This window comes from Streptomyces sp. NPDC002958 (genome assembly GCF_055563255.1).
In genome coordinates, this window is record NZ_JBVHDS010000016.1 from 21,567 (window position 1) to 41,539 (window position 19,973).

Annotated in this window: 17 protein-coding genes; 6 read left to right on the forward strand and 11 right to left on the reverse strand. The window is 67.7% G+C overall.

Annotated elements, in window-relative coordinates; genetic code table 11:
- Positions 1 to 25: 25 nt before the first annotated feature.
- From ACZ3IC_RS24140 to ACZ3IC_RS24150, 3 genes are all read left to right on the forward strand, one after another.
- A complete protein-coding gene (locus ACZ3IC_RS24140) occupies positions 26 to 1,387 on the forward strand; it encodes an AAA family ATPase (protein ID WP_467419060.1) in 1,362 nt (453 codons plus the stop codon).
- Between the two features lie 333 nt (positions 1,388 to 1,720).
- Positions 1,721 to 4,162 (forward strand): phosphoenolpyruvate synthase, encoded by a 2,442-nt coding sequence (gene ppsA / locus ACZ3IC_RS24145; RefSeq protein WP_467419063.1) that lies wholly within the window; start codon positions 1,721 to 1,723, stop codon positions 4,160 to 4,162.
- A 56-nt stretch (positions 4,163 to 4,218) separates the two neighbouring features.
- Positions 4,219 to 4,674 carry an Hsp20/alpha crystallin family protein gene (locus tag ACZ3IC_RS24150; RefSeq protein WP_351254612.1) on the forward strand — a complete coding sequence of 152 codons (456 nt, stop codon included), beginning with the start codon at positions 4,219 to 4,221 and terminating at the stop codon, positions 4,672 to 4,674.
- A 298-nt stretch (positions 4,675 to 4,972) separates the two neighbouring features.
- Here ACZ3IC_RS24150 and ACZ3IC_RS24155 read toward each other — a convergent pair whose 3' ends face one another.
- From ACZ3IC_RS24155 to ACZ3IC_RS24205, 11 genes are all read right to left on the reverse strand, one after another.
- Positions 4,973 to 5,467, reverse strand: a complete 495-nt coding sequence (locus tag ACZ3IC_RS24155) for a universal stress protein (protein WP_467419067.1) — start codon at positions 5,465 to 5,467, stop codon at positions 4,973 to 4,975.
- Positions 5,468 to 5,587: 120 nt separating this feature from the next.
- On the reverse strand, positions 5,588 to 6,214 hold the full coding sequence (locus ACZ3IC_RS24160; RefSeq protein ID WP_467419069.1) for a CBS domain-containing protein: 627 nt from the start codon (positions 6,212 to 6,214) through the stop codon (positions 5,588 to 5,590).
- 13 nt (positions 6,215 to 6,227) lie between these two features.
- On the reverse strand, positions 6,228 to 6,830 hold the full coding sequence (locus tag ACZ3IC_RS24165) for a CBS domain-containing protein (RefSeq protein WP_467419072.1): 603 nt from the start codon (positions 6,828 to 6,830) through the stop codon (positions 6,228 to 6,230).
- 241 nt (positions 6,831 to 7,071) lie between these two features.
- Complete coding sequence (locus ACZ3IC_RS24170; protein ID WP_467419074.1) at positions 7,072 to 7,764, reverse strand: CBS domain-containing protein; 693 nt, start codon at positions 7,762 to 7,764, stop codon at positions 7,072 to 7,074.
- On the reverse strand, positions 7,761 to 8,660 hold the full coding sequence (locus ACZ3IC_RS24175; RefSeq protein WP_467419077.1) for a universal stress protein: 900 nt from the start codon (positions 8,658 to 8,660) through the stop codon (positions 7,761 to 7,763). Before ACZ3IC_RS24175 ends, ACZ3IC_RS24170 begins: the two co-directional genes overlap by 4 nt.
- A gap of 109 nt (positions 8,661 to 8,769) precedes the next feature.
- On the reverse strand, positions 8,770 to 9,021 hold the full coding sequence (locus ACZ3IC_RS24180) for an acyl carrier protein (RefSeq protein WP_467419079.1): 252 nt from the start codon (positions 9,019 to 9,021) through the stop codon (positions 8,770 to 8,772).
- Positions 9,018 to 10,388: a dihydrolipoamide acetyltransferase family protein gene (locus ACZ3IC_RS24185; protein WP_467419081.1), complete on the reverse strand. Its 1,371-nt coding sequence runs from the start codon at positions 10,386 to 10,388 to the stop codon at positions 9,018 to 9,020. The genes ACZ3IC_RS24180 and ACZ3IC_RS24185 overlap by 4 nt, the downstream gene beginning before the upstream one ends.
- A 1-nt stretch (position 10,389) precedes the next feature.
- Complete coding sequence (locus ACZ3IC_RS24190) at positions 10,390 to 11,391, reverse strand: alpha-ketoacid dehydrogenase subunit beta (protein WP_467419083.1); 1,002 nt, start codon at positions 11,389 to 11,391, stop codon at positions 10,390 to 10,392.
- Complete coding sequence (gene pdhA / locus ACZ3IC_RS24195) at positions 11,388 to 12,458, reverse strand: pyruvate dehydrogenase (acetyl-transferring) E1 component subunit alpha (RefSeq protein ID WP_467419086.1); 1,071 nt, start codon at positions 12,456 to 12,458, stop codon at positions 11,388 to 11,390. The genes ACZ3IC_RS24190 and pdhA overlap by 4 nt, the downstream gene beginning before the upstream one ends.
- Positions 12,459 to 12,483: 25 nt before the next feature.
- Positions 12,484 to 14,274, reverse strand: a complete 1,791-nt coding sequence (gene acsA / locus ACZ3IC_RS24200) for an acetate--CoA ligase (RefSeq protein WP_467419088.1) — start codon at positions 14,272 to 14,274, stop codon at positions 12,484 to 12,486.
- A gap of 83 nt (positions 14,275 to 14,357) precedes the next feature.
- On the reverse strand, positions 14,358 to 15,056 hold the full coding sequence (locus tag ACZ3IC_RS24205) for a CBS domain-containing protein (protein ID WP_467419090.1): 699 nt from the start codon (positions 15,054 to 15,056) through the stop codon (positions 14,358 to 14,360).
- Positions 15,057 to 15,332: 276 nt separating this feature from the next.
- Between ACZ3IC_RS24205 and ACZ3IC_RS24210 the strand changes: the two genes are divergently transcribed.
- From ACZ3IC_RS24210 to ACZ3IC_RS24220, 3 genes are read left to right on the forward strand one after another with little or no spacing between them, the layout of a single operon-like run.
- Positions 15,333 to 16,235, forward strand: a complete 903-nt coding sequence (locus ACZ3IC_RS24210; RefSeq protein ID WP_467419093.1) for a universal stress protein — start codon at positions 15,333 to 15,335, stop codon at positions 16,233 to 16,235.
- On the forward strand, positions 16,235 to 17,092 hold the full coding sequence (locus tag ACZ3IC_RS24215; protein WP_467419247.1) for a universal stress protein: 858 nt from the start codon (positions 16,235 to 16,237) through the stop codon (positions 17,090 to 17,092). The genes ACZ3IC_RS24210 and ACZ3IC_RS24215 overlap by 1 nt, the downstream gene beginning before the upstream one ends.
- Before the next feature lie 59 nt (positions 17,093 to 17,151).
- Positions 17,152 to 19,704: a cation-translocating P-type ATPase gene (locus ACZ3IC_RS24220; RefSeq protein WP_467419095.1), complete on the forward strand. Its 2,553-nt coding sequence runs from the start codon at positions 17,152 to 17,154 to the stop codon at positions 19,702 to 19,704.
- Positions 19,705 to 19,973: the final 269 nt, after the last annotated feature.

The following is a 19,973-nucleotide window of genomic DNA, read 5'->3' on the forward strand; positions in this document are numbered from 1 at the left end:
TCCGGGAACGGGCTTTGGTGTCGTCATGGGGCGGCCCCGCCAGGGCAAGACGCTGCTGCTGGAGTCGGTGGCACGAGCCACGGGAGGGTTCTATTTCTGCGGACAGGAAGCCACAGAGGCCGAGTCCTTGCGCAGGGTAGGCGAGGAGTATGCGCAATACCGGCAGGTCGCACAGCCCAGCCACTGGCGTGATTGGACGGAAGGAATCGATGCCTTGCTGGCGCTGGGTGACGCCAGGCCACTGCCCGTCATCATCGACTCGTTCCCTGACCTCGTTGCGGCGAGCCCAGCTTTGCCGTCCGTCATCCACGGCGCCCTCCGGCACCGCGACCGAGCGCCCCTGGAGAGCCGTGCGCGATTGCTGCTCGGTGGTGAGACCGCACCGGTCATGACCCGGCTGTTCGCACAGTCTTCGCCGTTGCACGCCCTCGCCGCTCTGAAGCTCGACATCCAGCCCCTGAACTTCCGCAGGGCGGCGCAACTGTGGGGCATCGACGACCCGAGGCTCGCCTTCCTCGTCTACACGGTCGTAGGCGGGACGCCCGCCTACCGGTACGACTACGTGGGCGACGACGTTCCCGTCGATCGTGACGACTTCGATTCCTGGGTCTGCCGCACCATCCTGAATCCGTGCACGCCGCTGTTCCACGAGGCTCGCCACCTCCTTGACGAGGAGATCGGGCCCTGGAGTCACGGGGCTTGTCACTCCGTACTCGCCGCCCTGGCCAAAGGCTGCACGACCCACGGCGAAATAGCCACCTTCCTGGGACAGCAACTCACTGATGCCTTGCGCGCACTTGTCCTCCTCCGTGACCACGGTGTGCTTCAATCGCAGGCGGACGGACTGCAGCCGGGGGTCACGCGTCATAGCATCGTGGACTCGCTCCTCGCGTTCGAGTACGCCGTGGCGCGGCCGCGCAGGGCCGCTCTTGAGCAGAGCGAGGCCGAGACGGTGTGGGAAGACGCGCGAACGGATTTCAACTCTCTCGTCGCCGAACCCCGGTTCGCCCAGGTTTGCAGGGAGTGGGCGGCCTGTTTCGCCGACCCGGCCACCGTCGGTGCCGAACATGTCACGGCGTCGTACGGCTCCCTCAGTGACCCGTCGGCTACGGCCGGACTCGATGCCGAGGTCGTGGTCCGCGGACGGGACGGTCACATGAGCGGCCCCCTTCTGTCGGTGGGGCTCGCACGATGGCATACCGGCATTGACATCCACCATTTGCAGCGTCTGCGGCGCATCTTGGACGGACTCGGCTCCCGTGAGGATGTCAGCCGCGTCCACCTGGCTCTCTACGGTGCTTCGGGGTTCAGCCCCGAGTTGCATGCGGCGCATGCGCGTGGCGAGGTCATGCTCGTTGATCTTGAGCGCCTGTACCGGGGCGCTTAGCGGACGCCGCCTCGCGATGACTTCGCACTTCGGTGATCACCTGCCGGACCGGCCCCGGCCATGGGCCGATCGGTCCCTCCCCGGTACGGCCCACTCGGCCCCGTGCTCCTGACCCCCTCGGTGCTGCGGCGATGACCCCCCGGGGAACGATCGTGGAAGCCGGACGCTTTCTCCGGCTCCGCCTCCCGAAGAGGTGACAACGATGCAGCGCATTCAGATCCGGATACGGCCGAGGCGGCCGCACAAGCCCGCGCAGCCGGATCTGCGTACCCCCTCCGGTCGGCCGATGCCCTACTGAAGCCCGCGGCCACCGCACACAAGGCGGAGGACATCATGGCAACCACTCGACGCGTCGTACCGTTCGCAGAGCTCGGCCGGCAGGATGTCGGTCGGGTCGGTGGCAAGAATGCCTCTCTGGGAGAGATGACCGCACATCTGGCAGCCGCAGGCGTGCGGGTGCCTCCTGGTTTCGCGACGACGGCGGACGCGTACAGGGAATTGCTCGACAGCCACGGGCTGCGTGTGCGGATCGAGGAGCAGATTGTGCGCTTGCACGACGGGGCCGTGCTGGACGAGGTGGGGGCGGCGATCCGGTCGTTGATCATGGCCGAGCCGCTACCGGCCGGGCTGCGGACCGAGCTCGTCTCCGCGTACGAGCAGCTCGCGAGCGACCAGGGCAGAGAGGATCCCGAGGTAGCCGTGCGAAGCAGTGCCACTGCGGAGGACCTGCCTCAGGCGAGTTTCGCCGGCCAGCAGGAGACATACCTGAATGTGCGCGGGCCTGCACAGCTGTTGCAGTCCTGTCACCGCTGTTTTGCCTCGCTGTTCACCGACCGCGCGATCGACTACCGGGAGCGGATGGGCTTCGACCACCTCGCGGTAGCTCTCTCCGTAGGCATCCAGGTCATGGTCCGATCGGACCTCGCCGGCGCCGGAGTGATCTTCACTCTCGACCCTGAGAGCGGTTTCCCCGAGGTCATCGTGGTCAGCGCGGCGTGGGGCCTAGGCGAGACCGTCGTCAGTGGCCAGGTCGACCCCGACGAGCACACGGTTTTCAAGCCGAGCCTGAAGGACCCGGCACTGGATCCCGTGATCGACGTACGGATCGGAGCGAAGCGGAAGAAGGCGGTCTATGGAGAGCACGGACTCACCCGGACCGTCGACACGACCGGCGAGGAACGCTCGCAACGTGTCCTGACGGACACTGAGGTCCGGCTGTTGGCCGAATGGGCGATGACCGTCGAGGAGCACTACGGATGCCCCATGGACCTGGAATGGGCCAAGGACGGCCTGACCGGAGAGCTGGCGGTTGTCCAGGCCCGCCCCGAAACCGTCCAGTCCCGCCGCCGTACGACGACGTTGCGTCGCTGCCGCCTGACCGCCGCCCCGGGGCAGAGCTTCATCGAGGGCACAGCGGTCGGCGAGGCCATCGGTGCCGGCCCGACCGTTGTCCTCGACTCGCCTGTGGATCTCGACCGCTTCCCGACCGGCGGGGTGCTTGTCACCGGCATCACCGACCCCGACTGGGAACCGGTCATGAAGCGGGCCTCCGCGATCGTCACCGACCATGGCGGCCGGACCTCGCACGCTGCCATCGTCAGCCGCGAACTCGGCGTCCCCGCCGTCGTCGGCACCGGCAGGGCCACTGAGGTACTGCGCAACGGCCAGAACGCGACCGTCTCCTGCGCAGAGGGAGCCCGCGGCCGGGTCTACGCGGGACTGCTGGCCTACGAGGAGCGCGAGATCGATCTCGCTGAACTCCCTGCTACCCGGACCCGCGTGATGCTCAATCTTGCCGATCCGTCCGCCGCCTTCCGCTGGTGGCGCCTGCCCGCCGACGGCGTCGGGCTCGCGCGCCTGGAGTTCATCGTCGCCCACCAGGTCAAGGCCCACCCCATGGCGCTGCTGCACCCTGAGCGAGTGAACCAGCATGACCTCTGCGTCATCGACCAGCTCACCGAGGGCCACCTCGACTGCGGTCAGTACTTCGTCGACCGACTGGCCTTCGGAGTAGCACGCATCGCCGCATCCCGCTGGCCCGCCCCGGTCGTCGTACGGACCAGCGACTTCAAGACCAACGAGTATGCGCGGCTGCTGGGCGGCCGGGCCTTCGAACCGGTCGAGGCGAATCCCATGATCGGCTGGCGTGGCGCGAGCCGCTACTACAGCGACGGTTACCGCGAAGGATTCGCCCTGGAATGCCGGGCGCTGCGCCGGGTTCGCGACGAGATGGGGCTGACGAACGTCATCGTCATGATTCCCTTCTGCCGCACTCTCGAAGAGGCCGACCGGGTTCTGGACGTCATGGCGGAGCAGGGGCTGCGCCGGGGCGAGAACGGCCTCAAGGTGTACGTCATGGCGGAGATCCCCTCCAACGTCATCCTGGCCGAGGACTTCGCCCAGCGTTTCGACGGCTTCTCCATCGGGAGTAACGACCTGACCCAGCTCACTCTGGGCGTGGACAGGGACTCCGAAGCCCTCGCCCATGTCTTCGACGAGACCAACCCTGCAGTCACGCGCAGCATCCAGAGCCTTGTCCCGCGCGCCCAGTCCGTCGGTCGCACGGTTGGCCTCTGTGGCCAGCGCCCCAGCGACGACCCGGCTTTCACGGAATTCCTGGTGAAGACCGGCATCGACTCGATCTCAGTGGCACCGGACAGCTTCGCCGTGGTGAAGCAGCACGTGGCTGCTGCCGAACTCAACCTGCACGGGGAGGGCCGAACGGCCCCATCAGGGACCCGACAGCCCCAAGCGGGCCTGTCGTCCAGCGACTGAAGATGAACCAGGAACCGAACAAAGGCGCCGACAGGGCGCCGGAGACGGAGAGCACAATGTCTGGAACCCAGATGGAACGCAGGCGCAGCATCTTCCCCGACCTCGTCGACTGGTTCGGAACCGACTTCCCCCGCTTCCCGATGTGGCGGCCGATGCCCCACGTCCACCCGATTCCCATCGAGGTGACCAGCCAGGAGGGGCAGTACACGCTGCGCGCCGAGCTTCCCGGGATGGACCCCGTGAAGGACATCAACATCATGGTCGAGGGCGACACTCTCACCGTCAGCGCCGAACACACCGAAAGCAAGGAGGAGAAGGACCACTCGGAGTTCCGTTACGGCTCCTTCCACCGCACCGTTCGCCTGCCGGCTCAGATCCCGTCCGACGGAGTCGAGGCAGAGTACGAGGACGGCATCCTCACCGTGCGTGTGGCGATGGAGCCCGAGACGGCGGAAACCGCACGCACCATCCCCGTGAAGCGGACCACGGCCAACGGTCGCGGCGAGTCGTGACCAACGGCAGGTCCTTCGCGAAGACGGGCTCGACACCGTCGCGGCCCAGGCCTGAGAAGGGCGCGCTTGGCAGGACGGCGTCGTCATTCGTGAGCGATGACGGCGACGGGCGCGGTGGAGTGATGGAGGATCGCGTGAGCGATCGGACCGATATGCGTGCCGATCGAGGACCGGCGGAGGCGACGGCCGACGACTACGAGGCCTGCTTCGGAACCTGTCTCCAGGAGTTGCTCGGAAGCGTGCCCGACCATTACCTGTGCGTCGAGGCTGACCCCCGGGAACCTGTCCCGCCAGGGCTTCAGCATGTCGTCCAGGCCGGTTCGCATGCTCTGGGCGATCTGGGCGTTGGCTTCCGGATTGCGGCGTGCGGCAGCGCGTCCTCCGTCGCGCGCACCAGGACAACGGGTTCCTCTACGGCGTGGATGACTGCCATGCCGACGGAACCGAGGACGAAACCCTTGAGCGTGCCCAGTCCTCGGGAGCCGAGGACAAGCATGCCCGCGCTTGCTGTGGCACTGGTCAGTGAGTCGGCCGGTTGCCCGTCGAACGATTCGGTGCTGATGTCCAGCCGGGGGTGTTTCTCCATCAGCTCCTTGGAAGCCTCGAGAAGGAGGGCCTGCGCCCATTGGCGGCGCAGATCGGACCTGGCGGCAGGAATGTTGAGGGGCGAAAACCATTCTTCGGCATGAACGAGGTGCAGCGGCGCATTGCGAAGGAGTGCTTCCCGCGCGGCCCAATGGGCCGCGACGCTTTCTGTGGATCCGTCGAGGCCGACGACAATGCGTTGGTTCATGATGGGCTTCCTCGGACAGGCGCTGCCTCGGGGCGGGGATTCGTTTCCTCCGTACATCTGGAGGTGACGTTCCCGGGGCGGTGACGAATCCGCGTACGCGTCGGCGCTTCCGGCCTTCTTCTACCGCTGGGTGCCTGTTCGTACATCGACAGGCAGGTCGTCCTGCTCGTAGTCGAGCCGATCGATCACGTCCACGACTCCGTCGACGCTCCGGCACAGACGCATCACCACGGGGACGAGGCTGTGGCGAATCACGGTGCCGCTGAGGGTCACGAGACCGTCGGCGACCTCGACAGTCAGCGATGAGGGACTGAGCCGGAGCGTGTGCGTCAGAACATCTTCGAGGATCTCCTCCTGGATCGCGTGGTCCCTGCGCAGGAAGAGCTGCAGGAGGTCACTGCGGCTCAGAACCCCGATCAACCGACCTTCGCTGTCGACTACGGGGAGCCTCTTGACCTTGTGCTTCTCCATGACGCGGGCGGCACGGATGGCGTTCCACCCGGGAGTCGCAGTGATCGCCGGGTGGCTCATGAGATCGACGGCGGTGTTCGCGCCGCTCCCGGAGTCGTGCCTGCGGAGCAGGTCGGCTTCGGAAACGACGCCCACGGGGCATCCTTTCTCGTCCACGACAGGCACGGCGGTGACGCCGAACTCGTCGAGGAGTCGGGCGATCTCCTTGAACGTGGTGCCGCGCTGGACGCTGACGGCCGTGGGCGTCATGAGGTCACAGACGCTGCGATGCCTCATCGTCGCTCTCCATTCACGCGGAAACTTCGGACTCGAACCGGGCTGTCACGTTCACGACTCCCGGCACCGTGCGCGCGACACGCACCAGCACGTCACTGAGTGACGGGTCGGGGATGGTGCCGTTCAGATGGACGATGCCGTCGGACACATGGACGTACACGGTTGCCGAGCTCGCAGGGATGAGCTGAGTCATGATCAGCTCGCGCAGCTCCTGGGCGATGTCCTCGTCCGGGCGGAGGTAGATCTTCAGCAGATCACCCCGGCTGACCACGCCCACGAGGCGTCCGTCGTCGTCGACGACCGGCAGCCGCTTGAGGTGGCCGCGGGCCATCAGCCGAGCGGCACCCGCGATGCCCGCATTCCGGGGCACCGTCACGGCGGGTACGGTCATCAGCTGACCGGCGGAGACGGCGCGGGACTCATCCCCGCCCTGCGCCTTGAGCAGAAGGTCTGCTTCGGAGACGACGCCGACGACTCGTCCCTCGTCCGACACGACGGGCAGAGCACTGATCCGCCATTGCCGCATGGTCTCCACGATGTCCTTGAACGGCGCTCCGCGGTTGACCGTGATGACGGCGTGCGTCATCACGTCGTCGACGGCACGCAGATGTTTCATGGTTCCTCCAAGAACAAGGGGCCCTGTATCTCCGAGCCTCGGCATCGTTGTCGTCCGGCGGTAGGACCACCCGGGGTGCGCCGGGGACTGTTCGGCCCTGTTGGCCCGGTACGAACGGTGCTTTCGTGAAATTGGCGGAAGGAGCCATTGCGAGGATGCGGAGAAGCGGCTGATGGCCGTGCACCGCACGATCAGGAACCGCGAGAAGCGGTTGGCTCCTTCCGTCCCATGACGTGATCGCTCAGGGATTGCCGGCGTCACGCGCCGGATCGAGATCCGGCGGCAGATCGTCCACGGCGTATTCGAGGGACTGGTCGACACTGACGACGCCGTCGACGGAGAGGCACAGGAGTTCGATGATCGGAATGGTTGAACGCTCCTCGACCGTGCCGCTCAGGGTGACGACTCCTTCCTGAACGGTCACTGTCACGCCCCCGGGTGTCATCCGGAGAGTTCGGCCCAGTACCTCGTCGACGATTTCTTCGTGTATGGCGTCGTCGCGGCGGAGCATGGGGCGCAGCAGATCCGAGCGGCTGACGATTCCCACGAGCGTGCCGGTGTCATCGACGACCGGAAGACGTTTGACGCCCCGCTCGTTCAGGAAGCGCGCTGTCTCGACGATGCTCCATGCGGGTCGGGCCGTCAGCACGGGAGTGGACATGAGATCACCGGCGGTGCGGGCGTCCATGGTGCGGTGGTTCACGGCCGCCCTCCCGCGCAATTGGTCACGGCCCTCTGCTTCAGGCAGGCCCGCCTGCCGGCGGAGCAGGTCGGCCTCGGAGACGATGCCGATGGGGTGGTGGTGGGCGTCCACGACGGGAAGGGCCGAAACGTCGTTGTAGGCGAGGCTCCAGGCGACCGTCTTGAGCGACGCTTCGGGGCTGGCCGTGGCCACGTCCCGGGTCATGACTTCGGCGACAGTGCGGTGCATCATGGTCCGATTTCCCTTTCGGGCAGGGGCGTCAGTCGTGGGCGACGACGGCGACCGGGGCGGGCGGCGGTGTGATGCAGGACGGCATGGGCGACCGGCCGGGAGCGGGCAGGCGGAGGAGAGCGGCGCAGGTGCCGACCGACGACGAGGTCCGCGCCGGCTGCGGCCTGGACCGGTCGATGACCAGCGGGTCCCATGAGAGCCATCCGGTCGACGCTCACCGACGGGAATCTGCGGCGCAAGGGCAGCAGCAGTTCGTCCAGCATCTGTGCGGAACTCCGGCCTGCTACCCGTTCGCCGTCGGAGTCGAGGAACGGGAAGAACCTGTGGGCGGGAGTGGGGTTCCAGCCGTGGACCGCCCGCAAGGCGCAAACGCGACGGGCGGTCTTTCCGAAGACAAGGGCGAGAACCTCGTCGGGCGCTCCGTGGATATCGGTGTCTACGACCATTTCGCCGTACCTGCCGGGCCCGGTGTTCTCCGGTTCATCCGTCGCCCATACGAGGGCTACCGGGGTTTCGGTGGCTACGAGGGGCGCCGTGCCCACCGCGTCGGCGAGGAAACCCACCAAGCCGCCCAGGCCGCAGGAGCCGAGGACGAGCAGGTCGGCGTCGTTGGCTTCGGCAGCCGGCGCGGCGACCGGCTTGCCGGAGAGCCGCTGGATGACGACCTCCAGATGCTGGTGCCGGCGGTGCACATGCTTCAGTGCCTCGCAGAGCGCCTCACCGGCCCGTCGACTGGCCGTCTCTCGACCCAGTCGCTGAATGGCAGGGCCGATGGGCCGGTCGGTGACGTGGACGAGCCTCAGCACCTCCCGCAAGGACGCCTCCTGGGCGCCCCGGTCCGCGGCCGCCCGGCTCTCGGAGGAGCCGTCGAGGCCGACGGTCACGAGGTGCTTCATGGCGGAACCTCCCGCGCGTCGCAGGTCTGCGATCTGTTTCTCAGCCTGGCCTGCGAGGCAGAAGCGGAGCAGGGGCCATGTGGCCCCTTGCGGGGCCGACCAGCCCCATCTAGGGGGTGGGAGTGCGCGAGGCGACATAGTCCGCGCACGCGTTGAGTGTGTTCAGCGAGGGATAGTCCGTCTCAGGAAAGGGAAGGCCCGTGCGCCCGCTCAGCGCCTCGATGAAGTTCAGGAAGTCCAGCGAATCCATCTCCAGACCGTCCCGGAAGTTCTCGTCGGGTGAGAGCGCGTCGAGATCGGCGCCGGGTACCACGTCTGTCAGGACTTGCTTGATCAACTCGAAAGCCTCATCGCGGTTCACAGTTCCTCCGGTCGTTGGAGCAGTCGGTCAAGTGCTGTCAGGAAGCGCGCGCCGGTCGCACCGTCACTTGCACGGTGATCGGCGGAGAGCGTGGCTGTCACGGTCGGGTGCACAGCGAGCATCCCGTCCACGGCCACAGGGCGCTCGACGACACACCCCAGTCCGACGAGCGCGACCTGCGGTGGGTAGATCACCCCGAACACAGTCTCCACACCCTGGTCGCCGAGGTTCGTCACCGTAAGCGTTGGGTCGGCCGTTTCCGAGGCACGCAGACGCCCGCCGCGGGCCCGTGAGACCAGGTCCCTGAGGGCCTTCATCAGCTCCGGCAGGGACATGGTGTCGGCGTTCGCCAGTGCCGGTGCCGCAAGGCCACCACCGCGCAAGGACACGGCGATGCCGAGCCGAACACCACCGGCAGGGACGAAGGCACCTTCCTTCCAGTAGCCGTTCAGCTCCGGCACCTGCCGTGCGGTCAGTGCGACGGACTTCAGCAGCAAAGCCGCAGGCACGAGCCGTTCCCCCACGGGTCCGTTCGCGTTCCGGTTGAGCATCCACGCCGTGGCGGCCGCGAGATCGATCGTCGTGGACAGGTAGTAGTGGGGGATGTCGCGGTTGGCGCGTGTCATCAGCGCAGAGATCGCCGAACGCGTGGTCGGTACCCCCGTGGTGAGAGTATCGGGCCTGGACCCTACTGATGGGCCAACCGGGGGTGCGGCCGACGTGGGCGTAGGCGGCGGTTCTGGCGCTGGTGGGCGGGGTTCGTGTGCACGGTGCGCATGCTCCCCCGCCGCGGCACGCACGTCTTCGGCTTTGACTGTGCCGTTCCGCCCGGTCCCGCGAACCTTGTCCAGGTCGACGTCCAACGAACGTGCCAGACGGCGGGCGAGCGGCGATGCCGGCACGCGGTGTCGCAGCTGGGATGCCGCCTTCTCGACATCCGCGCGGGTGATCTGGCCCCCCTTGCCCGAACCGTGCACGGTGGACAGGTCTATGTCCTTCTTCTGCGCCAAGTGCCTCACCAAAGGGGTCGACATGGTGTCGCCGGCTGGGGTGACTGCCCGAACGGAGGCCGGGGAGAAGCCGGGAGACGGCTCGGTCGGCTGTTGCGTAAGGGTGTGGGCAGTGGGCTCGGCGGTGAGGCCGATGACTGCCATGGGGGTGCCGACCGGCACCTTGGTGCCCGGGGCGACCAGGAGAGCACTGATGGTGCCTGAGTCGAAACACTCGACCTCGATGGTTGATTTGGCCGTTTCCACGACCGCCACAACATCCCCCTTCGTCACGGTGTCGCCGGGGCTGACCAGCCATTCGACCAGAGTGCCTTCGTCCATGTCCGCGCCCAGGGAAGGCATGGTGAATTCGGTCATGTCAGCTCACCGCCAGACGCACCGCGTCCACGATCGACGCGGGTTGGGGCAGCGCTGCCTCTTCGAGTTGCCGGGCATAGGGAATGGGTACTTCCGCGCTGCATACGCGCTGCACCGGAGCGTCGAGCTCGTAGAATGCCTGTTCGATAATGCGGGCCGAAACCTCCGCGGCGAGACTGCCGCTGCGCCATGCCTCGTCCACAACCACAGCCCGGTGCGTGCGGCCCACGGATTCCATGATGGTGGCATCGTCGAGGGGGCGCAGGGCACGCAAGTCGAGGACCTCCGCACTGATGCCGTCCCCTGAGAGGATGTCCGCGGCGGCCATGGACTTCGGCAGTGAACCGCCGTACGTGATGACGGAGACATCCTTGCCGGGCCTGCGAACTGTTGCACTGTCGAGGTCGACGGCCTCGATGGTGGGATCCAGGACGCCCGCGGAGTTGTACAGGCTGCCGTGCTCGAAGATCAATACCGGGTCCGGGTCTGCGAGGGCGGCCGCCAGCATGTGCCGCGCGTCGTCCAGGGTCGCCGGTGCGAGCACGCGAATCCCGGGGATGTGGGCGTACCAGCCTTCCAGACTGTGGGAGTGCTGGGCGCCGAGTTGCCGTCCCGCTCCGGTTGTCATGCGGATCACCACAGGTACGCTCAGCTGCCCGCCGGACATGTGCAGCAGGGTGGCCGCGTTGTTGAGGATCTGATCCAGCGCGAGGAGGCTGAAGTTGACGGTCATGATCTCGACCACCGGCCGCATCCCGCCGAGCGCGGCACCGATGCCCGCGCCGACGAACGCGGACTCCGACAGGGGAGTGTCCCTGATCCGGTCGGGGCCGAACTCCTCCAGGAGTCCCAGGCTGACGCCGAAGCATCCGCCGTATCTGCCTACGTCCTCTCCCATGAGGAAAACCCGCTCGTCCTGCAGTGCTTCGCGCAGTGCCTCGCGGAGTGCTTCCCGGTAGGTGGTCGGTGGGGGAGCCTTTGCGGATGCCCGGCGCGTGTTCATAGGGTGCTCCCCGGCTCACTCGTCACGTAGCGGAGCAGGTCCGCGACGGGCTCCGCCGGCGCGTCCTCCGCCGACTGAACGGCGCGCTCGATCACATCGAGCACGTCCTGCTCCAGCTGTTCCATCGTCCGGTCCCCGAGCTGTCCTTCGGAACGCATGCGGTCGGCCAGTCCTTGGAGCGGGTCGCGTCCTTTCCACTGTTCGATTTCGGACTTGGTCCGGTAGCGGTCCGGGTCGTACATGGAGTGGGCGCGGAACCGGTAGGTCTGGGCTTCGAGGAAGTGCGGTCCGTTGCCCGCCCGTATGGATTCCGCGGCCTGGAGGGCGGCGGCTTCGATGGCGAGCACGTCCATGCCGTCGACGGTCCAGGCGGGCATGCCGTAGGACGAAGCGCGCATCGCGAGGTTGGTTTGCGCGTGTTCACGGGCCAGGCTCGTTCCCATGGCGTACAGGTTGTTCTCACAGACCAGCAGCAAGGGCAGCCGCCATAGTGCCGCGAGGTTGGCCGTCTCGTGGAACTCGCCTTCCGCGAAGGCGCCGTCACCGAAGAAGCAGCAGGTGACACGAGTGCTGCCGCGCATCCGGTCGGCAAGTGCAAGCCCGGCCGCCAAAGGCAGCCCACCGGCCACGATCGCGTTGCCACCGTAGAAACGGCGGTCTGCATCGAACAGGTGCATCGAACCGCCGTGTCCGCGGCTGCAACCGGTGACCTTGCCGTACATCTCAGCCATCACCGCGCCGGCGGGCACACCACGGGCCAGAGCATGCCCATGCTCGCGGTAGGTGGACACCACGGCGTCCTCCTGGCGCAAAGCCTCGTTCACGCCAACGGCGACGGCCTCCTCACCGATGTAGAGGTGGACGAATCCGCGAATCTTCGCGCTGCTGTAGAGCTCGACGCACCGTTCTTCGAATCGGCGAATGACGAGCATCTGCCGGAGGAGGGAAAGACGGTGATCGGATGCGGTCGTGTTGTGGGCAGTGGTGGTGGACGCCTCCTTGCGCGCGGCCTTTTTGCGCGCTGCTGGACGGGCTCGTCCGTAGGTCCGTGCGGTGGTGCTGCTCATCGTCGTGCCTTCTCTCGCGAGTGCGTCATCCCGGGTTCTCGACCGTGGACAGGTCTCCTTCGGGCAGCCCCATTTCGCGGGCACGCAGCACCCGACGCATGACTTTGCCGCTGCGGGTCCTGGGGAGGTTCTGCTCGAACTCGATTTCCCTGGGAGCCACGGCGGGCCCCAGCCGCCGCCGTGCGAACGCCAGAAGTTCTCGCTTCAGGTGCGTGTCGGGTGCGTGGCCCGGCCGCAGCGACACGTATGCCTTGACGACCGCTCCCACGACAGGATCCGGACGGCCGATGACGCCCGCTTCCGCGACGGCGGGGTGCTCCATGAGCGCACTCTCCACCTCGAACGGACCGATCAGGTGCCCTGCCGACTTGATGACGTCATCAGCGCGGCCCACGAACCAGAACCAACCGTCCTGGTCCCGCTTCGCGAGATCGCCCGTGAGGTACCAGCCGTCTGCGAAGCATGCCGCGTAGCGGGCTTCTTCGTGCAGATAGCCCCGGAACATGGACGGCCAGCCCGGACGCAGTGCCAGTTCTCCCTCGACGCCCGGTTCGCCGATCACGCGCACGTGTCCGTCGGTGACCTCGGCGCGGCCGTCCTCGCCACGTTCGAGAAGGCCGGCGTCGACTCCGGGCAGGGGGCGTCCCATGGAGCCCGGGCGGATGTCGCTGGACGCAAAGTTGGCGATCATGATGGCGCCCGTCTCCGTCTGCCACCAGTTGTCATGGATCGGCAGGCCGAGGACGTCCTGCCCCCAAAGGACGGCTTCGGGGTTCAGCGGCTCGCCCACGCTGGCGATGAAGCGGAGGGCCGACAAGTCGTACGGCCCCGGGAGCTTTCTCGTTCCGTTCCGGGGGGTGGCGCGCATCAGCATGCGGATCGCGGTTGGCGCCGTGTACCAGGCGGTGACACTTTGGTTGTCCAGGATGCGGTACCAGCGGTGTACGTCGAAGTCGCCCTCGTCCACCACTAGGGTCACCCCGTGTGTGAGCGGAGCGATGATCCCGTACGAGGTACCGGTCACCCATCCAGGATCCGCCGTACACCAGTAGACGTCGCCCGGGCGGAGGTCGAGTGCGAAGGCCGCCGTCGCATGATGGGCGACGACGGCCTCGTGCACGTGGACCGCGCCCTTGGGAGTCCCGGTTGTGCCGCTGGTGAAATGGATCAGCGCCATATCCACCGGATCGGTGGGAGGAACGGTGTAGTCCGGCGACGCCTGCTTCATGACCTCGGCGAACGAAACCGTTCCCGGCGGCGGATTTCTGACGGGGCCGACGAGCAGCACGTGCTCCAAGCGCGGCAGGCGGTGCCTGGTCTCCTCCACCTTGCGCCGGTACAGCTCTTGCGTGGTGACAAGAACCCGGGCGTCGCCCAACTCCAGCCGCTGGCATACGGGCTCCGGGCCGAACGCGGAGAACAACGGGCACAGCACGCGGGCGCTGCGCAGCGTGCCCAGCACCGTCGCGTAGAGCTCGGGGCAACGGCCCAGGAGCGTGAACACCATCTCCTGCCGAGCGACCCCCATGGCCGTGAGTGCGTTGGCGAAGCGCCCTGTGAGGCAGGCGAGCTCGCCATAACTGATATGGGTGACCGTGTCGTCTGCTGCGACGCAGCGCAACGCCTCCCGATCGCCAAGGCCTGCGGCCACTTGGCGGTCCACGGCTTCGTATCCCATGTTCAGCCCGCCACCGGGCAATCCGGCCAGCCGCGACCGAGCCTCATCCCAGGTGAATTCGGCGCGGGTCCGCTCATAGTCCTGGAGTTCGAAGGCGGCGCCGGGCCTGGGCTGCTTGCGGATGATGCGATGGTCCATGGCCGGGTCCTTGTCCTCGCCCTGGAATCCTGAAGGAGATACTGCGGCGCATTGCTATGAGCGGCGATGTCAGCAGCGCGTCCTCACGGTTCTGCGGACAGTCCGTGCGCGGTCCACTGCGAGGAGGCGGGTACGGGGCCATCCATGGGTGCGGACACATGGCTCACGACCGCGACCACCCCGTCGAGCTGTTCGGCTAGGCAGGTGAGTATCGCGATCTGGTTCTGGCTCTCCAGCCGGCCTTCCAGGGTGACAACGCCATCCACTGCATGGACGGTGACCACGTCGGCGTTGATCCCCATGGTGTCCACGAGCACGTCTTCGACGAGGCGTCGTCGTATCTCCGCGTCAGGGCGCAGAAAGAGGCGCAGCAGGTCCCGGCGCGTGACGATGCCGACGAGTCTGTCCTCGTCGTCCACGACCGGGAGCCGCTCCACGCCACTGCGCATCATCAGCCGGGCGGCGTCCGGTGCGGTCTCGTGCGCGTGGACGGTCACCGCCGGTGTCGACATGACCTCGGCAGCGGTGAATTCCGCTCCGGACGAGAATGCGGTCCCGGTGGCGGCGTCAGGGACGTCGCCCTTCACGAGGTGCCTCGCCGCCTGGCGGCTCAGCAGGTCGCTCTCGGAGACGATGCCGACGACCCGGTCCTCGTCGTCGAGCACGGGCAGTCCGCTGATGTTGTGCTGGGCGAGCAGCTTCGCGACCTCCTTGAAGGAGGTGACCGGGACGACCGAGACGACCTCGTCGGTCATCAGGTCTCCCACCTTGATGCGCTTCATGGAGGCGCCTCCTGCCATCTCGCAGGGACCCGCACGGACGCAGCGCCCGCAGGTTGTTCAGGGACCACGATCCGCCGGGCTGTACGGAGAGGAGGAGGGCCGAATGGGTCGTGGCCGGGACCGGTCGGACCCGGATCGGGCGTCCGGGCACCCGTGCACGGCAGGATTCTCTCGACAGAGTCCATTGGGCCCCCGGGCGGTCCTGAGCGGCCCTCTCTCCGCAGGGGCCTGTGGTGCCAGCCTGAGAGCTTCGGTGGCCCTCGGTGAGGAGGAACCATGAAAGGAACCACCGGCAGCCCGGAACTGGGCTCCGTCATCGTCGGTGTTGACGGCTCCGAGCCGGCACGCCGGGCGGCGTTGTGGGCAGCGGCTGAGGCCACTCGCCGTGACAGCCCGCTGCGCATCGTCTACGCGGCAGACACGGACGGCCGGGTTCTCTGCCTCTCGGCGGAGAGCATCGAACGCGTTCGCAGCGAGGGCCACGAACTGCTGCGGGAAACCGCCGCTGCCGTCGAAGAACAGTATTCCGGTCTGCACGTCACCACGGAGTTCAGCCGCAGTGCACCCGTCCCCAGCCTGCACCGGACCGCCGGCCTGCGCGGCACTGTCGTAGTGGGCAACCGCGGTCTCGGCGGGTTCAAGGACCTCATGCTCGGATCCGTCGGCCTGAAGCTCGCCGCAGGCGCCACGACACCCGTCATCGTGGTCAGGGGCACTGACAACGGGACCGAGACCGGAGTGGTGCTCGCCGCGGTCCGTGACGAGCACGACACCGAATGCGCCCGGTACGCAGCGCGCGAAGCCGAGATCTGCGGGGCCTCGCTGCGGCTGCTGCACGTGTGGAACGTTCTCGAATCCGCCGGACTCGCCGTGACCATGCTCGACGACGTCGAAGCGATCGCCGGAGAACACGTCCATCACCTGATGACTGTGAAGGACCGGATCCGCGGCGAATTCCCGGACCTGGACGTGCAGGCGGATGCCGAGAAGAGCCTGACCGTCGCCGGGGTCCTGGTGGAGGCATCGCGCCACGCGGATCTGCTGGTGATGGGCGGACGGCGATCGCCCGGTTTCATCGGCCCCACTCTCGGGCGGGCGACGCACAGCCTGCTGCACCACGCGCACTGCCCCGTGCAGCTCATTCCGCGGCACGGTTCCGGGCATGGGAGTGAGTCGTGATGGGCACCGACGAACGCCGTGAACTCGTCATCGGTATCGACCCGGCCAGGAACTGGCACCTGGCATTGGCCTGGGCGGCCGACGAGGCGCATCGACGCGGGCTGGAACTCCGGCTCGTCGTGGCCGTACCCCCATCGCACGACCGGCATCGCGGCGATGACCGCCCAGGCAGAAAGGCCATGCTCCAAGCCGGGGCGGACGCTCTTCAGGAGGGAGGCGACTGGGTACGGGCGCGCCACCCGCAACTGCAGCCGAACACCGATCTGCTCGACGGTTTCCCGGCTGCCGTGATGGGCGGGCTGTCCGCGCGGGCACGGATGGTCGTTCTCGGGTCCCGGCATCTGAGCCGTACGGCGGAGTACTTCAGCGCGGGCTCCCTCGTCGTCCCCGTCACGGCCCAGGCGCGCTGTCCCGTGGTGGTCGTGGGCGACGCGGAGCACATCACTCAGGAACCCACTTATCTGGTCGTGGGAATCGACGGCAGCGAGTCCTCGAAGGCGGCTCTGACGCTGGCGTTCGAGGAGGCCGACCTCCGCGGAGCCGCGCTCCGTGCCGTCTCGGTCTGGCAGCCACCCGTAGTCATGTTCCAGGATGAGGAGGTTGCCGTGCAGGCTCAGCGGCGCATGCTCTGTGAGACCACGGCGGGATGGTCGTCGAAGTACCCGGACGTGCACCTGACGCACGAGGTGCCGACCGGACATCCGGTGGAGGAGCTGGCCGGGGCGTCCGAACACGCTCTGGCCGTCGTCGTGGGCCGCCGTGGCCGGGGCGGCTACACGGGCATGCGGCTCGGCTCCATCGTCCACGGACTGCTGCACCGCGCACACTGCCCGGTCATCACAGTTCCCCTTGTGTGAACTCCGCGGTGACGACCACCCCGGCCGGGGAGGGGGAGCCCGGACAGGAGCTCTGCGGGTTGGCTGGGCCGGAGGCCGAGCGGCGTCTGACCGAGCACGGCCGCAACGAGGTGGCGGAGGCGCGCAGCGCGCCTTTGCACAGGCGCGTTCTTGCGCAGCTTCGCGATCCTCTGATCATGGTGTTGCTGGGTGCGGCAGTGCTGACGATCGTGATCGGTGACCACCCGGATGCGGTGGTCATCGGTCTGGTGATCGTCTTCAACACAACGGTGGGAGTCGCGCAGGAGATCCGTGCCGACCACGCCGTGGCGGCCCTGTCGGCCTTGTCGGCACCGAGCGCCCGCGTGCTGCGTGACGGCACCGCGCGGGAGGTTGCCGCAGCTGTTGTGGTGCCCGGCGATGTATTGCTGCTCGGCGAGGGCGACATCGTTGCTGCCGACGCCGGGCTCATCGAAGCATCCGCCCTTCTCATCGACGAGTCCATGCTCACCGGGGAATCGGTTCCCGTGCACAAGGACGCCGGGTCGCTGCTGGGCGCAGGGACTGTCGTGCTGCGCGGACGGGGCGTCGCGACGGTCACGGCCACCGGCGCCGCCAGCACGCTCGGCCGTATCGCCGCACTGCTTGACGGCACGCGCGAGCCGACACCACTGCAGCATCGTCTGGCCTCCCTGGGCCGCATCCTGGCCGCCACCACCCTGGGACTGTGCCTGGTGGTGTTCGCTCTCGGACTCGCACGCGGCTTGCCGGCCGGGACCATGGCCGTGACGGCGATCAGCCTGGCCGTCGCGGCGGTCCCGGAGTCCTTGCCGGCCGTCGTGACCCTCGCGCTGGCACTGGGCGCCCGTCGCATGGCGGCCCGGCACGCACTCGTACGCAGGCTCCCCGCCGTGGAGACGCTCGGCTCCGTGACTGTTCTGGCCACAGACAAGACGGGCACCCTCACTGAAGGTCGCATGGTCGTCCAGCACGTATGGACCCCGTCGGTCGCAGCGGACATCTTCGGAGTGGGATACGAACCACAGGGCGACGTCCAGGTCGACGGCAGGCAGCCGACACCCGCCGAGCTCGGCCCTGTCAGGGAGTTGCTGACCGTGGCGTCGTTGTGCAACGACGCCACTCTGCGGCCACCTCAGGGCTGCGCCGCCGATGAGGACCGGTGGACTGCGATCGGCGACCCCATGGAAGCCGCGCTCCTGGCAGCTGCGGCCAAAGTGGGCTGTGCGGATCAGGCGGGGATCAGCAGGCTGTACCCCAGGACGTGGGAAGCGCCGTTCGACAGCCTGCGCAAGCGCATGACCACGGTGCACCGAATGGCTTCGGGCGATCTGCTGGTGTGCTTGAAAGGGGCGCCGGAAGTGGTGCTCGACGCGACAGTGCTCGCCGACCGAAAGGACGTACTGATGGGCGCGCGACAGCAGGCGGCGATCCTTGCTTCCCGTGGCTTCAGGGTCCTCGCAGTCGCGTCCACCGAATGTCGGAACGAACCGAGCAGCGTGGCCATGGTTGAGACGGGCCTGCGACTGCTGGGCCTAGTCGCCATCAGCGATCCCCCGAAATCCGCGGCGGCCACCACACTCGCTGCCTGCCGCGCAGCGGGGATCACGCCAGTCCTCATCACGGGCGACCACCCGGCTACCGCCCGTGCCGTGGCCGCCCGGGTGGGACTCGTCGGCGCGGAGAGCGATGACGAGAAAGTGATCAGCGGCCCCGATCTGGTATCGGGGCGCATTGCCGACCTCACCATGGCGCGGGTGTTCGCCCGAACGGACCCACAGCAGAAACTGGACATCGTCGATGCTTGGCGTGCCCGAGGGGCGGTCACGGCGATGACTGGCGACGGAGTCAATGACGGCCCGGCTCTGCGCCGAGCCGACATCGGCGTGGCGATGGGCAAGCGGGGAACGGAGGTCGCACGACAGGCGGCCGACCTCGTCCTGACCGACGACAACCTGTCGACCGTGGTCGCGGCCGTGGAAGAAGGCCGACGCGTCTACGACAACATCCGGCGCTTCCTGGTCTACGGCCTGGCCGGCGGTACCGCGGAGATCCTCGTCATGCTGGCCGGCCCCTTTTTCGGGCTTCCGCTGCCGCTCAGGGCCGGTCAGATCCTGTGGATCAATCTGCTGACCCACGGTCTGACGGGTGTGGCCATGGGCGCCGAGCCAGCGGCCCCGGACGCCATGCGCAGGCCACCGAGGCCGTCCGGCCAGCACATCCTCGGCGCCGGAGCCTGGCAGCGTCTCCTCGTGCTGGCCGCGGTCGTCACTGCGGTCTGTCTCGCCGCAGGTGTTGTCGCACGCGCCTGGGACCTTCCGTGGCAGAGTGTCTTGTTCCTGTCGCTGCTCGGCGCGCAGCTCGGCGTTGTCCTGGGCCTGCGGACGCGCCTGTTGACCCGGCAGAACCTCTTCCTCCCCCTGGCTGTGCTCGCGTCCGCCCTGCTGGCGGTGGCAGCGTTGTACGTTCCGCCGCTGCGGTCGGTCCTGGAGACCGAGCCGCTCGGTTGGTCCGGGGCCGCTCTTGCGACGGCTGCCCTCATGAGCGGTTACCTGGCCGCTCGGATCACACGAAACGCATTCCGGCAAAAGGAGGCAGCGAAGGCGAAGTCATGAGACGGTGCGAGTCCGTCAAGAACCGCCTGAGGAGACGCCCCGTGCGCTCGGTTGCTGCTGGCCTGGCCTCCGCCGCAGTCAATAGCGCGGGCCGGGCGAGAGAGGACACCGACGTCTGGCCCACCGGCGGGCATCAACCAGCCCGCGCTCGCACAGACAGGCCAGGTGCTCGAACCTCCACCATCCTCGCTTCGCCCACCGCGAGCTGCCGCGCGATCGCCAGCCGGGCCGGGTCACAAGCGACCGGAACAAGGTGGCGGCCGGTGCCG

Coding starts and splice junctions, on each gene's coding strand:
- ACZ3IC_RS24140 (WP_467419060.1), top strand. CDS start 26: ATGGGGCGGCCCCGCCAGGGCAAGACGCTGCTGCTGGAGTCGGTGGCA.
- ppsA (WP_467419063.1), top strand. CDS start 1,721: ATGGCAACCACTCGACGCGTCGTACCGTTCGCAGAGCTCGGCCGGCAG.
- ACZ3IC_RS24150 (WP_351254612.1), top strand. CDS start 4,219: ATGTCTGGAACCCAGATGGAACGCAGGCGCAGCATCTTCCCCGACCTC.
- ACZ3IC_RS24155 (WP_467419067.1), bottom strand. CDS start 5,467: ATGAACCAACGCATTGTCGTCGGCCTCGACGGATCCACAGAAAGCGTC.
- ACZ3IC_RS24160 (WP_467419069.1), bottom strand. CDS start 6,214: ATGAGGCATCGCAGCGTCTGTGACCTCATGACGCCCACGGCCGTCAGC.
- ACZ3IC_RS24165 (WP_467419072.1), bottom strand. CDS start 6,830: ATGAAACATCTGCGTGCCGTCGACGACGTGATGACGCACGCCGTCATC.
- ACZ3IC_RS24170 (WP_467419074.1), bottom strand. CDS start 7,764: ATGATGCACCGCACTGTCGCCGAAGTCATGACCCGGGACGTGGCCACG.
- ACZ3IC_RS24175 (WP_467419077.1), bottom strand. CDS start 8,660: ATGAAGCACCTCGTGACCGTCGGCCTCGACGGCTCCTCCGAGAGCCGG.
- ACZ3IC_RS24185 (WP_467419081.1), bottom strand. CDS start 10,388: ATGACCGAATTCACCATGCCTTCCCTGGGCGCGGACATGGACGAAGGC.
- ACZ3IC_RS24190 (WP_467419083.1), bottom strand. CDS start 11,391: ATGAACACGCGCCGGGCATCCGCAAAGGCTCCCCCACCGACCACCTAC.
- pdhA (WP_467419086.1), bottom strand. CDS start 12,458: ATGAGCAGCACCACCGCACGGACCTACGGACGAGCCCGTCCAGCAGCG.
- acsA (WP_467419088.1), bottom strand. CDS start 14,274: ATGGACCATCGCATCATCCGCAAGCAGCCCAGGCCCGGCGCCGCCTTC.
- ACZ3IC_RS24205 (WP_467419090.1), bottom strand. CDS start 15,056: ATGAAGCGCATCAAGGTGGGAGACCTGATGACCGACGAGGTCGTCTCG.
- ACZ3IC_RS24210 (WP_467419093.1), top strand. CDS start 15,333: ATGAAAGGAACCACCGGCAGCCCGGAACTGGGCTCCGTCATCGTCGGT.
- ACZ3IC_RS24215 (WP_467419247.1), top strand. CDS start 16,235: ATGGGCACCGACGAACGCCGTGAACTCGTCATCGGTATCGACCCGGCC.